Here is a 12,166-nt window from a genome sequence, read left to right as displayed (position 1 = left end):
GCGAGCCGATGCGCGGTTCCGCATCACCGGGTGTTCGGCCAACAGGTGGACGACGCGGAGAAGGGCGGAACGCCGATGTCGTTGCCGCTGCGGCGGAACTGCGCGGAAATTCGGCCGGATGCCCTGCCGTTCAATGGAAATGGCAACGCGCTCCGTATTCGGCGCAGGAGAATTTGTGACGGTGGGCTCCATCTCGATGAGCACGACTGGTCAGCGGGGGATCGGGGTGGCTCCGGTGGTTGCGAGGGAGAGTTCCCAGAGGCGGGCCGCCGAGTCCGGGTTGATGGCGTACTCGCGAACTCCTCCCTCGTCCATGTGCTGGTCGGGTGTGGAGACGGTCGCGATGTCGCAGTCTTCGAGGTAGAGGCCGCCTCGGTCGTCGAGGAGCGGGGACGTGGCCGCCCACAGGCCGGTCGCCGCGCCTTGGGAAGGCGTTTTGAAGTCGGCGCCGATCACGTTGCCGTGCTCGTCCACCCAGCCCCGGTCGATCTGCTCCTGCCGGGCCATCTCGCGCTGGAGCCCGGTGATGATCTTGCCCGGGTGCAGGGCGAACGCGCGGACGCCGTCGTCGCGCCCGAGGGCGTCCAGGTGCACGGCGAACAGGGCGTTGGCCGTCTTGGCCTGGCCGTAGGCCAGCCACTTGTCGTAGCCGGTGCGGAAGTGCGGGTCGTGCCACCGGATGTCGGTCAAGGTGTGCCCGGCGGAGCTGTTGACCACGACGCGTGCGCCGCCGTCGGCCAGCAGCGGGTAGAGCTCGCAGGTGAGGGTGAAGTGGCCGAGGTGGTTGGCGGCGAGCTGGCTCTCCCAGCCGGGCCCGACGTGGCGCTCCGGGGTGGCCATGACGCCTGCGACGGCCATCAGGAGGTCGAGCCGGTCGACGGAGTCGTGGATCCACGCGGCCGCAGCGCGCACGCTGGCGGGATCGGTCAGGTCCAAGTGGACGACCTCGCAGCCCGCGATGTCCGCGAGCGCGGCGCGGGCGGTGTCGGGGCGGCGGGCCGGGACGACGACCCGGGCTCCGGCGGCCGCCAGGTTCCGGGTCGTCTCCAGGCCGAGGCCGGAGTAGCCGCCGGTCACCACGGCGGTCGCGCCGCGGAGGTCGAGACCGGCCATGACCTCCTCGGCGGTGCTGGAGGCGGAGAAGGGCGAGCCGAGCGGTCGCTGATCGGTGGTGGTCATGTCGCTGACGCTACGAGCTAGAGCGCACTCTAGATCAAGCCCTAGGCTGGCGGACATGGCTGTCGAGGAGCGGTTGAGCATCGGTGACGTGGCCGAGCGGACCGGACTCAGCGTGCACGCGTTGCGCTTCTACGAGCGGGAAGAGCTGCTGGTCGGGCCCGTCGAGCGCACCGCGGGCGGGCGGCGGCGCTACACCGGTGCCGACGTCGACTGGCTGCTGATCTGCGTCAAGCTCCGGGAGTCCGGGATGCCGCTGGCCGACCTCAAGCGGTTCGCCGAGCTGGTGCGGCGCGGGCCGGGCAACGAGGCGGAACGCCTGCGGCTGCTCGACGCCCACCGGCAGCGCGTCGACGCGCAGATGGCGGCCTTGGAGGAGTGCCGTTCCCTCATCGCGTGGAAGGTCGGCGTCTACGCCGAGCACCTCGCGCGCGGCGCTGCCGGCGGGTTGTGGGATCCGACGGGCTGACGGCCGCGCGATTGTTTGCGCGCGCGCCATAGCTGCGTGAGCTGGTAGAATGCCGGTCGGGAGGTGCGGGATGGGGATCGCTGACGACGCCGTGGAGATCCGGGCGCGCGGTTGGCGCACGCTCGCGGCCCTGCACGGCAGGCTTGAGACGGCGCTGGAGAAGGCGCTGCAGGCCGAGTGCGGCCTGTCGGTCGTCGAGTACACCGTGCTCGACGCGCTCAGCCGTCAGGACGGGTGGCACATGCGGATGCAGCAGCTGGCCCGCGCCACCGCGTTGAGCAGCAGCGCGACGACCCGGCTGGTCAGCAGGCTGGAAGACCGGGAACTGCTCACCCGCGTGCTGTGCAAGGACGATCGCCGCGGTATCTACACCGAGCTCACCGACTCCGGCCGCAAGCTGCTGGAGAAGGCGCGCCCGACCCACGACGAGGTCCTGGAGAAGTCGCTCGCCGAGGCCTGCGAGACGCCCGAGCTGGCGCCGCTGGTGACGGCGCTGCACCAGCTGCCGGGCAGCTGAGCGTGCAGGCGACCTGCGCGACGCTGGCCACACCGGGCCGGGTGAACGAGGACTACCACGCCGTCGGCCCGGACTGGGCCTTCGTCCTCGACGGCGCGACCGCCCCGTCCGATGTGGACAGCGGGTGCGAGCACGACGTGCCGTGGCTGGTGCACCGCCTCGGTGCCGAGCTCGCCCGGCGGCTCGCGGTCTCGGACCGCCCGCTGGCGGATCTGCTGGCGGAGGCCGTCGAGTCGACCTGCGCGGCGCACGCGGACACCTGCGACCTGCGCAACCCGTCCAGCCCGTCGTCGACGGTGTCGATCCTGCGGGCGGGCGAGGAGATCGAGTACCTGGTGCTCGCGGACAGCCCGATCGTCTTCGACCACGGCGCGATCGTCGACGACCGCGTGGAGCGCCTCCCGAGCTACACGCAGCAAGCGGTGCGCGACCTGCGCAACCAGCCCGGCGGCTTCTGGGTGGCGAGCACGAAACCGGAAGCGGCCTACGAAGCGCTCCAGGGCACCCTGCGCGACGTCGGCCGAGCGGCCCTGCTCAGCGACGGCGCCTCCCGCTACGCGGACATGTACGCCCTCGGGACCTGGCCGGACCTCCTGGACCTGCTGGAGAAGGCAGGTCCGGCCGAACTCATCGCCCAGGTCCGCAAAGCCGAAGCAGCGGCACCGAAACCGCCGCGCGAGAAGCACCACGACGACGCCACCGCGGTGTTCTTGTCGTTCTAGTGCTCTGTTCGAGGGCAAAACCGGCTGGATCGTTCGCAGCGGGCTCATCACCCGGTAGTCAGTTGGGTGGCATCTGACCGGTGTGTGGAGGAAGGCGCGATGAATCAGGATCAACGCACTGCCGTCAAGGTCGTGTCGGTGATCGGGGCGCTGATCTGGGTCCTGCTCGGGCTGCGCTACGGGTGGCCCGCGTGGTTGTGGGTGACGCTGGTGGTCCTGACGATCGCCGGGCCGTGGGCCGTCAGCTGGTGGCTGCTGGGGCGCGTGGGGCGCAAGCTCGCGCCGCCGGTGGAGCCGCACGTCGAGCCGCCCGCGGCGCCGAAGCCGACCGAGCGCCCGGTGTCCGGGACGCCGCTGCGCAGCGCACATCCGGAGTACCGGTTCTCCTTCTCCGGCACGATCTTCTGGTACGTCAAGCCCGATGCTCCGGGGTTGCCGCACGCGAATCCGGGTGGACTGGCGGTGGAACTGGTGCTGGAGCAGGCGGGTGAGGTGGTCGCGGAGACCTCGCCGGAGGACGGCGAGCTGGCGCAGCACCGGCTCAACGCCTTGCTCGGCACACCTCGCTCGGACAAGTCCGGGCACGTGGTGGCCTGGGCGAGCGATGTCCGGCTGGCGCTGCCGGACGCCGACGCCGAGCGGTTGCGCCAGTTGGCCGCCGCCCGCAAGGACGAAGAGCTCTGGGAGCGCAAGCGCGCTCACGAGCGCAAGAAGCGCGCGTACTTCGCCGATGAGGTGCTGCAGTCGCCGGGCAGTGCGCTGGTCTGGTGGCTCGCGCGGCGCGAGGACAGCGATCTCGACGAAGCCGTGCGCCAGATCAGCAACCTGCGCAAGCTGACCGCCGCCGCGCACGACCGGCGGGTCCCGGAGCCGGACGGCGATGCGCCGAACTGGATCCACCCGGTGCACTCGTTCGTGGCGGAGGAGTTCGAAGTCGGCGCCGAGCAGCACGTCTTCGCCGCCATCGAGCGCCTGGCCGGCGATGACGAGCGGGCGGCGCTCAGCCAGCGGTTGGCGGAGGTGCTGGCGGCCCACGGTCACCGGGAGCTGGCGCAGCTGGTGCGCGACCGCTTCGGCGACCGGCAGGAACTGCCCGGCACCTCGTCAGGTGCAGCGCTCGGCGAGGGATAGGGCGTCCGCCGGGGCGTGGGCCTTCACGTCGTTGTCGAAGTAGGCGTAGACGTCCCGGCCGCGCGACTCCGGGGCCGGTGGGGCCACCGTGCGGGACGTCCTCGGGGACTTCCCCGCGTGCCAGGCCTTGATCAGCTCCGCCCAGCGGTCCAGGTCCTCCGAGGTGTAGCCGCTCGCGTAGAGCTCTTCCGCGCCGTGGAAGCGGAGGTAGACGAAGTCGCTGGTGATGTCTTCCAGGTGTGGCCAGTCGCCCGCCGCGTCGGCCACCACCAGGCCGATGTCGTGCTCGCGGAGGAGCTCCACCGGTTCGGGATCGGCGAAGCTGGGGTGGCGGACTTCGAGGGCGTGGCGCATCGGCTGGTCGGTGTCGGTTTCGGTGAGGGCTCGTCCGGCCAGGCGTTCGTCGTGGTGGGCGGCCAGTTCGGCGGCCGCGCCCGTGCTGCGCGGGAGGAGGCGGAAGAACGTCGTGAGGCGGTCGGCGTCGAACGGCAGCGACGGTGGGAGCTGCCAGAGCAGCGGGCCGAGCTTGCGGCCGAGGGCCAGCACCCCGCTGGCGAAGAAGTTGGCCAGCGGGATCTCCGCGTCGCGGAGCTTCTTCATGTGGGTGATGAAGCGGCTTCCCTTGACCGCGAACAGGAAGTCCTCCGGCGTCTGCTCGGCCCAGCGGCGGTAGTGCTCTGGTCGTTGCAGGGAGTAGAAGGACGCGTTGATCTCGGTGGACCCGAGGTGTTGGGACAGGTATTCGAGCTCGCCGCCGCGGCGCAGGTCGCGCGGGTAGAACGGGCCGTGCCACGGCCCGTAGACCCAGCCGGAGGTGCCGACCCGGATCCGGCGCGACGCTCGCATCACCTCCCCCACGGTACGCCGCAATTTCAATTGAAATCACACGTGTGATTTCAATTGAAATTGCGTGGATCCCGACGCACCGTCGGCGTGTCGGGTGCCTGACACGCCGACGGCGCGCGCAAGTTCCATTGAAATCGACGGCCTGATTTCAATTGAAATCTCGTGCTGGAACCGGTCAGGTCAGGGTGACCGGGAGGGTGCGGAGTCCTCGGTTGCGGAAGGAGTTCCGCCACTGGAGGTCTTGTTCCGGCACTGCCAGTGCCAGGTCCGGGAAGCGGGTGAGCAGCGCGTTCAGGGCGATCACGGCTTCCATCCGGGCCAGGGCGGCGCCCAGGCAGTAGTGCGGCCCGTGGCCGAAGGCCAGGTGCGGGTTGTCCGCGCGGTCGAGGTCGAGGCGCTCCGGGTCCGGGTAGCGGGCGGGGTCGTGGTGCGCGGAGATCAACGACAGCAAAACGGTTTCGCCCGCCGGGACGGTCACGCCGCCGATCTCCACGTCCTGCCGCGGGAACCGGCGGATCGCCAGCTGGGGCGGCGGGTCGTAGCGGAGCAGTTCGTCCACAGTGGCCGGTGAGATGCCCCGGCGGGCCGCGGTCAGCGCCGCCGGGTCGGTCAGCAGCGCGATCAGGCCGTTGCCCAGCAGGTTCACCGTGTTCTCGTAGCCGGCGAACAGCACCAGGAACGCCGCCGAGGTGAGTTCGTCCTCGGTGAGCCGGTCCTCCTCGTCGCGCAGTCCGACCAGCGCGCTCAGGAAGTCCGGGCCGGGTTCGGCGCGCTTCGCCGCGATCAGGTCGAGCAGGTAGGCGTGCAGCGCGGCGAGGGAGTTGCGGGCTTGTTCAGGGGTTTCCGGGGCGAGCATGCCGTCGGTCCAGGCGCGGAAGTCCGGCCGGTCGGCCTCGCCGACGCCGAGCAGCTCGCAGATCACCGCGATCGGCAGCGGGCCGCAGTAGGCCGGCATCAGATCCGCCTCCCGCTGCCCGGCCAGCTCGTCGAGCAGGGCGTCGGCGAGCTGCTGGACGCGGGGGCGCAGCGGTTCGATCCGGCGCGGGGCGAAGGCCTTGCCGATGATCCGGCGCAGCCTGGTGTGCTCCGGGGCGTCCATGTTCAGCAGGTTCGCGTCGAGCGCGGGCGGCAGCGAGAAGCCCCGGTAGCCGCCGTTCGAGTTCGCCTTGTCCAGCGACAACCGCGGATCGGCCAGCGCCGCTCGGACGTCGGCGTAGCGGGTGACCAGCCAGACCGACGTGCCGTCCGGGGCGGTGGCCCGGTGCACCGGGCCCTGTTCGCGGAGGCGGGCGTAGGTGGCGCGCGGTTCGGTGACGAAGGCGGAATCGATCTCGATCACGGACCCGCAACCTACCCGAGTTGTGGGGTCAGATGCGGCAGAGCGTCCCGCAGCGTTCCGTTGCGCGTAACCCGCAGCCGACGGCTCCTCCACCTGCCTTGCGCACTCTTTCGGCGCAACTTCGCGATCGGAGGACCAGCAATGCTCAACGTTTCCCGGCGGCTGCTCGCCGTCCTCGCCTGCGCGGCGCTGCCGCTGGGGCTCGCCGCCTGCGGCCCGAGCGCGGCGAGCGACGCCGGCGCGCGCAACCCGGACGAGCTGGTGTTCGCCTCGATCCCGTCGGAGGAGTCCACCAGCCTGGAGCAGGAGTTCAAGCCGCTGGTGGACCTGCTGGCGGCGGAGACCGGCAAGAAGATCCGGGTGGAGAAGGCCACCGACTACGCGGCCGTCATCGAGGGCCAGCGCACCGGGAAGATCGACATCGCCATGTACGGGCCGCTGTCCTACGTGGTGGCGCGCAACAGCGGGGTGCGGGTCACGCCGGTCGGTGCGCAGGTCGAGACGCCGGGCGGCGTGCCCGGCTACCGCGCCTACGGGCTCGTGCGGGCCGACTCGCCGATCCAGCGCATCGAGGAGTTCCGCGGCGAGCAGGTGTGCTTCGTCGACCCGAACTCGACCTCCGGCTACCTCTACCCGAAGGCCGCGCTGCAGACCGCCGGGATCGACGTGGAGCGCGACGTGCGGCCGGTGATGGCCGGTGGGCACGACGCCTCCGCGCTGGCGGTGCAGAGCGGGCAGTGCGATGCGGGCTTCGCCTACGACACCATGGTGGACAAGCTGCTGCCGGAGAAGGGCAACCTCCAGCCGGGCGCGCTGCGGGTGGTGTGGCGCTCGGAGGTGATCCCCGGGTCGCCGGCGGCGATGTCCGACGACCTCGACCCGGCGCTGAAGGAGAAGGTGGTCCAGGCCTTCCGCACCAAGGCCAACGCGGACTACCTGAAGGCCAACGGGTTCTGCACCGACGAGTGCGAGATCGGCGGTTACTGGGGCTTCGCCCCGGCCGACGACGCGACCTTCGACAGCGTTCGCCGGGTTTGCGAGGTCACCCGCGCCAAGCAGTGCACCGAGAGCTGACCCGGTTCCGGTGGGGGGCCGCGGTTTCCGACGGGAACCGCGGCCCCCACTGCTATGCGCTCTGTTCTCCCTGGTCAGGTCCCGTGAGTGCTTTGGGGTGCTATAGCGCCCCAAACCACTCACGGGCTTTGGCCAGGGAAAACGGAGCTGTTCGCCGGGGTTTGCGACAAGTGGGCGGGGTGTTCACCTGGGCGGTCCTCGGCGTTGGGGCGGGGGAAGTTGTCCGGACAAGCTCGGCGCGCAGGCTTCCGGTCGTGGTCAGGAGCCGGTACGTGGAAATGGCCGATGTGCTCGCCGCCGAACTCGCGGGCCTGCCCGCGGGCACCCGGATCGCCGGTGAGCACGAGATCGCCGCGCGGTTCGAGGTCGGCCGGGCGGCGGCCCGGGCGGCGGTGCAGGAGCTGGAGCAGCGGTTGCTGGTCCGCCGGGTGCGCGGGTCCGGGACGTTCGTGAACAAGCGAATCGACTACGTGATCTCCCAGCGCCGCGCGCCGTCGTGGCACCAGACGGTGCGCGAGGCCGGGGCCGAGCCGCGCTCGGTGGTGCGCGACGTGCAACGCGCGCCGCTGCCGGCCGAGGAGGCCGAGCGGCTGGAGCGGCCGGTCGGCAGCGCGGCGAGCCTGCTGGTCCGCCAGTACTACGTCGACGACCTGCTGCACGGCTGGTCCAACGAGTGGATCCCGGCCGACGTGCTGGCCGACGTCGACATCGCCGTGCACGCGGTCGAGTCGGTCGACGCGATCCTGCGCCAGATGAGCCGCGTGCAGCCGGTCCGGTCCTGGTGCCGGGTCAGCTACGCGCTGCCCGAACCGGAGGTGGTGGCCGGGCTGGAGGTCGAGTCCGGCCGGCCGGTGTGGCTGGTGGAGAGCGTCAGCCGCGACGCGGGCAGCGGCCGCCCGGTGCTGTGCAGCCGCTCGTGGTCACGCCCAGATTCCGCCCGGATCGTCGTCGAGATGGACGGGCCGTACCAACCGGAGGACGAGTGAACAGGGAACAGCGGGCCGCGCTGCTCGCGGTGGCCGAACCGGACGAGCTGATCGAGCTGGCCGATGCCTGCCTCGCCACCGGCTCCGCGCCGACGGTGCTGGTGGCGCCGGAGGTCGGGTGCGTGTCGGTGCAGGTGCGGGAGCCCGTCGTGCGGGACCGGTTCCTGCTCGGCGACGTGCTCGCCTGCCGCGCCGAGGTGGAGCTGGACGGCTCGCGCGGCTGGTCGATGCGCCTCGGCGACGACCGGGCCGCCGCGCTGGCCGCGGCGATCCTCGACGCCGCGGTGGAGGCCGGGCGCGCCGGGGACGAGGTCGACGAGCTGTGCGCGCGGGTCCGCGAGCGGCAGCGCGCCGCCGAACACGCCGAGTGGGCCGAGCTGGCCCCGACGATCGTCGAATTCGAGGAACTGTGATGACCGCGTCCCTGGCGCCGCGGCAGGCGCAACAGGTGTTCCGCACGGTGCTGGACGCCCTCTCCCGCCCGGGCGAGGTGCTCCGCCTTCCCGCAATTTCAATTGAAATCAGACGTCCGATTTCAATTGAAATTGCATCGACTCGAGTCCCGGCCGCGTTGTTGCCGGTGCTGGCGCTGGCCGATCTGGAGACCCCGGTGCACGTCGACGGTTGGGCCGATGTCGTGCGCACGCAGACCTCCGCGCCGATCGTCGAGCGCACCGGTGCTCGGCTCGCCGCGCTGCTCGAACCGGTCGAAGACCTGGCCGGGTTCCCGGTCGGCAGCGCCGGGGCCCCGGAGGAGGCCGCGCTGGTCGCGCTCGCGGTGCGGGGCTTCGGCGACGGGCCGGCGCTGCGGCTGTCCGGCCCGGGCGTGCCGGGGCACCGCGAGCTGCGGGTGTCCGGGCTGCCCGCGGACTTCGCCGAGCGGCGGCGGGAGCTGATCGACTTCCCCGCCGGGTTCGACCTGCTGCTGGTGGCGCCGGACGGCGAAGTCGTCGGGCTGCCGCGATCCACCCGAGTCGAGGAAGGTGCCTGATGGGGTATTCCGGAGTCCGCGGCGGGATGGAGGCCATCCTCGCCGCCGAACGGCTGGTGCGCCGCTCGCGCGACCACGCGCCCGCCGAGTGGGCCGGCACCGAGCAGATCGTGCTGCGCTTCCGGCTGGCCGTCGACCGGATCATGGGCGAGGCGGGGCTCTACCACTCGCCGACCGCCGCGGACGCGTTCCGCCAGGCCGAGGGCGACGTGCTGGAGGCGGCGCACCTGGTGCGCGCGCACCGCTCGACGCTGCCGCGCCTGGCGGTCACCGAGCCCGTCGATCCCGACGAGATGGTGGTGCTGCGCCGCATCGTCCCGGCCAACCGCACGCCGGACGGCCCGCAGCTGCTCGGCCGCACCACCGACTACACCGGCCGCCTGCTGGAGCGGGAGGGCGATCTCGCGCGAGATCGGGCCGAGACCCGTACCGAGGACGACGATCCCGCGCGAAATCGCCAGCCCGAGCGCACACCGGAGCAGCGGCACCCGCGCCGCTTCTACCAGCTGCTGCGCGATCTCGACCTGGTCGTCGAGCACGGTGAACCGGCCGAAGACCCGGAACCCTTCGACATCACCCGCCGCGCCGCCCGCCCGCCGGCGCCGCGCTCGGCGGTGCTGTCGAGCATGGCCCGCGCCGAGACCGGTGCGCTGGTCGGGCTCTGGTACCGGTCGATCCTCGGGCCGGACGGTGACGTCCACGAGATCACCCTCGGCGACACCCGGCACGGCCGCGTGCCGCTGCGGGTCGTGCACCCGCACACCGGAGAACCCGTGCAGATCGGCGAGATCCGGGTGACCGAGGCGGAGGGCATCGAGGACCTCGACGGGGCGGAGGAGGACCGCACCCGCTTCGACGTCGGCTACGGGCTCTGCTTCGGGCACAACGAGCGCAAGGCGATCGCGATGGCCAACCTGGACATCGCCTGGCGCCGCGCCGAGGAGGACAGCCCGCTGGAGCAGCTGCTGCTGCTCACCACCGACGGGCTCGATTCGGGCGGCTTCCTGGAGCACCTGAAGCTGCCGCACTACGTGACGTTCCGGTCCATGGTGGACCGCAAGCTGGCCCGGCGGGAGGCGCGGGGCTCGACCGGGCCGCGCGTGCCGGAGCCGTTCGGGGAGGAGTGCCGATGAGCACGGCGGTGCGGGATCTGCTGGTGGACGACGACAACGCCGCCGGGATCCTCGACGAAGGCGCCAAGCGCGAGATCCGCCGGGCCGCGCTGGTGGCGGTGTGCGTGCCCGGCTACCAGGTGCCGTTCGGCTCCCGGGAGATGCCGGTGGCGCGCGGCTGGGGCTCCGGCGGGCTGCAGGTGACGCTGGCCGTCATCGGCGAGCCGGACGTGGTGAAGGTGATCGACCAGGGCGACGACGGCGGCGTCAACGCCGTCAACCTGCGCCGGATGATCTCCGCGACCACCGGCTGCGCGGCCAGCACCGACACCCGGGAGGCCACGGTCATCCAGACCAGGCACCGGATTCCGGAGGAGAAGCTGACCCGCCGGCACGTGCTGGTCTACCAGGTGCCGGTGCCGGAACCGCTGCGCGGCGTGCAGAAGTCCGTCGTGGAGTGCGCCCGGATGCACGCCGAGAACGACTACTCGGCGATGTGGGTCAGCCTGTACGAGGACATGGTCCGCAACGGCGTGATCACCAAGTCGACCGGCTACCCGGTGCTGGTCGACGGCAGGTACGTGCTGGCCACCAGCCCGGTGCCGCGCTGGGACGTGCCCAAGCTGCACCAGTGCGAGCACCTCAACCTCTACGGCGCGGGCCGGGAGAAGCGGATCTACGCGATCCCGCCGCACACCGACGTGGTGCCGCTGACCTTCGACGACATCCCGTTCGAGGTCGAGCAGGTGCCGGGCGCGAGCTGCAAGTACTGCGGCTCCACCACCAGCTTCCTGGTCGAGGGCGGTGCGGGCGAGTACGTGTGCAGCGACTCCGACTGGTGCTCCCGCGTCGAGGCCGGTGACGCCGACGTGGCCGGGCACCGGCTGCCCGCCGAGCTGCTGCCCGCGGTGGACCGGCGCCCGGTGGAGGTCGTCGAAGCGCCCCGCCCGGTCGACGGTCCTGAGTGGACGCTCCGGGTGGAGGGCATCGGCCGCGTCTACGGCCCGGGAGGCGCGGACGCCGTGCCCGGGACCGGGCCGGAGCACGGCACCGCGACCAGCCCGAGCACCGGTGCCGTGGTCGCGGCCTGGGACGTCTCCTTCGACGTCGCGCCCGGCGAGGCGCTCGGCATCATCGGCGAGTCCGGATCGGGCAAGTCGACCGCGCTGCGCTGCGTCATCGGCGACGAGCCCGCGACCAGCGGCAGCGTCTACCTCGCCGGCGTCGACGGAGGCGGGACGGACCTGCTGGGCCTGGACTCCGCGCAGCGCCGGAAGCTGCGGGTGGACACCATGGCGGTGGTCTACCAGGACCCCGCCGCCGGGCTCGACCTGCGCGTCACCGCGGGCGGCAACGTCGCCGAGCGGCTGACCGCCGCGGGCTGGCGCGGCTACCGCGCGATCCGCAAGCGGGCCGCGGAGCTGCTGGACCGGGTGGAGGTGCCGCTGTCCCGGATGGACGACCCGGTGGTCACCTTCTCCGGCGGCATGCGGCAGCGCGTGCAGATCGCCAAAGCGCTGGCCACCGAACCGCCGGTGCTGCTGCTCGACGAGCCCACCACCGGGCTGGACGCCTCGGTGGCCGCCGGGGTGCTCGACCTGCTGCGCGGGCTGCTCAGCGAGCGGGACATCGCGGCGGTGGTGGTCAGCCACGACTTCGCGGTGATCGAGGCGCTGACCGACCGCAGCCTGGTGATGCAGCTCGGCCGGGTCGTCGAGCGCGGCCTCACCGACCAGCTCTTCGCCGACCCGCACCACCCCTACACCCAGCGGCTCGTCGCGGCCGCCCGGAGGTGAGCCCACA

The 12,166-nt window shown here is 72.0% G+C and carries 13 protein-coding genes; 10 read left to right on the top strand and 3 right to left on the bottom strand.

All coding sequences use genetic code 11. The features are described 5' to 3' along the window. Positions 1-210 precede the first annotated feature (210 nt). On the bottom strand, positions 211-1,179 hold the full coding sequence (locus C4T78_RS17725) for an SDR family NAD(P)-dependent oxidoreductase (protein WP_093348998.1): 969 nt from the start codon (positions 1,177-1,179) through the stop codon (positions 211-213). Positions 1,180-1,234: 55 nt separating this feature from the next. Here C4T78_RS17725 and C4T78_RS17720 point away from each other — a divergent pair, with 55 nt between their 5' ends. The 4 genes from C4T78_RS17720 to C4T78_RS36075 all read left to right on the top strand — a co-directional run bounded on the left by C4T78_RS17720 (position 1,235) and on the right by C4T78_RS36075 (position 4,015). Continuing rightward, positions 1,235-1,645 carry a MerR family transcriptional regulator gene (locus C4T78_RS17720; RefSeq protein ID WP_093348995.1) on the top strand — a complete coding sequence of 137 codons (411 nt, stop codon included), beginning with the start codon at positions 1,235-1,237 and terminating at the stop codon, positions 1,643-1,645. A 70-nt stretch (positions 1,646-1,715) separates the two neighbouring features. Next, positions 1,716-2,162, top strand: a complete 447-nt coding sequence (locus C4T78_RS17715) for a MarR family winged helix-turn-helix transcriptional regulator (protein ID WP_093153361.1) — start codon at positions 1,716-1,718, stop codon at positions 2,160-2,162. A 2-nt stretch (positions 2,163-2,164) separates the two neighbouring features. Beyond that, entirely contained in the window at positions 2,165-2,884 is a 720-nt protein-coding gene (locus C4T78_RS17710) for a protein phosphatase 2C domain-containing protein (protein ID WP_093348993.1), read from the top strand. Between the two features lie 99 nt (positions 2,885-2,983). Continuing rightward, positions 2,984-4,015, top strand: coding sequence for a hypothetical protein (locus C4T78_RS36075; RefSeq protein ID WP_093348990.1), 1,032 nt, complete (start codon positions 2,984-2,986; stop codon positions 4,013-4,015). Here C4T78_RS36075 and C4T78_RS17700 read toward each other — a convergent pair. Both C4T78_RS17700 and C4T78_RS17695 read right to left on the bottom strand, forming a co-directional pair. Further along, positions 3,989-4,861 carry a DUF72 domain-containing protein gene (locus tag C4T78_RS17700; RefSeq protein ID WP_093348988.1) on the bottom strand — a complete coding sequence of 291 codons (873 nt, stop codon included), beginning with the start codon at positions 4,859-4,861 and terminating at the stop codon, positions 3,989-3,991. The two genes, C4T78_RS36075 and C4T78_RS17700, sit on opposite strands and share 27 nt — an antisense overlap. A gap of 175 nt (positions 4,862-5,036) precedes the next feature. Next, positions 5,037-6,200, bottom strand: a complete 1,164-nt coding sequence (locus C4T78_RS17695; RefSeq protein ID WP_093348985.1) for a cytochrome P450 family protein — start codon at positions 6,198-6,200, stop codon at positions 5,037-5,039. Positions 6,201-6,341: 141 nt separating this feature from the next. Here C4T78_RS17695 and C4T78_RS17690 point away from each other — a divergent pair, with 141 nt between their 5' ends. The 6 genes from C4T78_RS17690 to C4T78_RS17665 all read left to right on the top strand — a co-directional run bounded on the left by C4T78_RS17690 (position 6,342) and on the right by C4T78_RS17665 (position 12,159). Next, positions 6,342-7,274 carry a phosphate/phosphite/phosphonate ABC transporter substrate-binding protein gene (locus C4T78_RS17690; protein ID WP_093348983.1) on the top strand — a complete coding sequence of 311 codons (933 nt, stop codon included), beginning with the start codon at positions 6,342-6,344 and terminating at the stop codon, positions 7,272-7,274. 254 nt (positions 7,275-7,528) lie between these two features. Further along, on the top strand, positions 7,529-8,260 hold the full coding sequence (locus tag C4T78_RS17685; protein WP_258958349.1) for a GntR family transcriptional regulator: 732 nt from the start codon (positions 7,529-7,531) through the stop codon (positions 8,258-8,260). Continuing rightward, the gene (locus C4T78_RS17680) at positions 8,257-8,673 is read left to right on the top strand and encodes a phosphonate C-P lyase system protein PhnG (RefSeq protein ID WP_093153383.1); all 417 of its coding nucleotides are present in this window, start codon (positions 8,257-8,259) and stop codon (positions 8,671-8,673) included. Before C4T78_RS17685 ends, C4T78_RS17680 begins: the two co-directional genes overlap by 4 nt. Next, a complete protein-coding gene (gene phnH, locus C4T78_RS17675) occupies positions 8,673-9,251 on the top strand; it encodes a phosphonate C-P lyase system protein PhnH (RefSeq protein WP_093348978.1) in 579 nt (192 codons plus the stop codon). The genes C4T78_RS17680 and phnH overlap by 1 nt, the downstream gene beginning before the upstream one ends. Continuing rightward, on the top strand, positions 9,251-10,384 hold the full coding sequence (locus tag C4T78_RS17670) for a carbon-phosphorus lyase complex subunit PhnI (RefSeq protein WP_093348975.1): 1,134 nt from the start codon (positions 9,251-9,253) through the stop codon (positions 10,382-10,384). The genes phnH and C4T78_RS17670 overlap by 1 nt, the downstream gene beginning before the upstream one ends. Further along, entirely contained in the window at positions 10,381-12,159 is a 1,779-nt protein-coding gene (locus C4T78_RS17665) for an alpha-D-ribose 1-methylphosphonate 5-phosphate C-P-lyase PhnJ (protein ID WP_093348973.1), read from the top strand. The genes C4T78_RS17670 and C4T78_RS17665 overlap by 4 nt, the downstream gene beginning before the upstream one ends. The last annotated feature ends 7 nt before the right edge of the window (positions 12,160-12,166 follow it).

This window comes from Saccharopolyspora kobensis, from assembly GCF_900108315.1.
Classification (GTDB): domain Bacteria; phylum Actinomycetota; class Actinomycetes; order Mycobacteriales; family Pseudonocardiaceae; genus Saccharopolyspora; species Saccharopolyspora kobensis.
The sequence above is the reverse complement of the archived record's forward strand: the minus strand, read 5'-3'. Positions and strand labels throughout refer to the sequence as shown.

Excerpts from the sequence above, each read along its gene's own strand:
- C4T78_RS17725 (WP_093348998.1), bottom strand. The coding sequence starts at position 1,179 with ATGACCACCACCGATCAGCGACCGCTCGGCTCGCCCTTCTCCGCCTCC.
- C4T78_RS17720 (WP_093348995.1), top strand. The coding sequence starts at position 1,235 with ATGGCTGTCGAGGAGCGGTTGAGCATCGGTGACGTGGCCGAGCGGACC.
- C4T78_RS17715 (WP_093153361.1), top strand. The coding sequence starts at position 1,716 with ATGGGGATCGCTGACGACGCCGTGGAGATCCGGGCGCGCGGTTGGCGC.
- C4T78_RS36075 (WP_093348990.1), top strand. The coding sequence starts at position 2,984 with ATGAATCAGGATCAACGCACTGCCGTCAAGGTCGTGTCGGTGATCGGG.
- C4T78_RS17700 (WP_093348988.1), bottom strand. The coding sequence starts at position 4,861 with ATGCGAGCGTCGCGCCGGATCCGGGTCGGCACCTCCGGCTGGGTCTAC.
- C4T78_RS17690 (WP_093348983.1), top strand. The coding sequence starts at position 6,342 with ATGCTCAACGTTTCCCGGCGGCTGCTCGCCGTCCTCGCCTGCGCGGCG.
- phnH (WP_093348978.1), top strand. The coding sequence starts at position 8,673 with ATGACCGCGTCCCTGGCGCCGCGGCAGGCGCAACAGGTGTTCCGCACG.
- C4T78_RS17670 (WP_093348975.1), top strand. The coding sequence starts at position 9,251 with ATGGGGTATTCCGGAGTCCGCGGCGGGATGGAGGCCATCCTCGCCGCC.
- C4T78_RS17665 (WP_093348973.1), top strand. The coding sequence starts at position 10,381 with ATGAGCACGGCGGTGCGGGATCTGCTGGTGGACGACGACAACGCCGCC.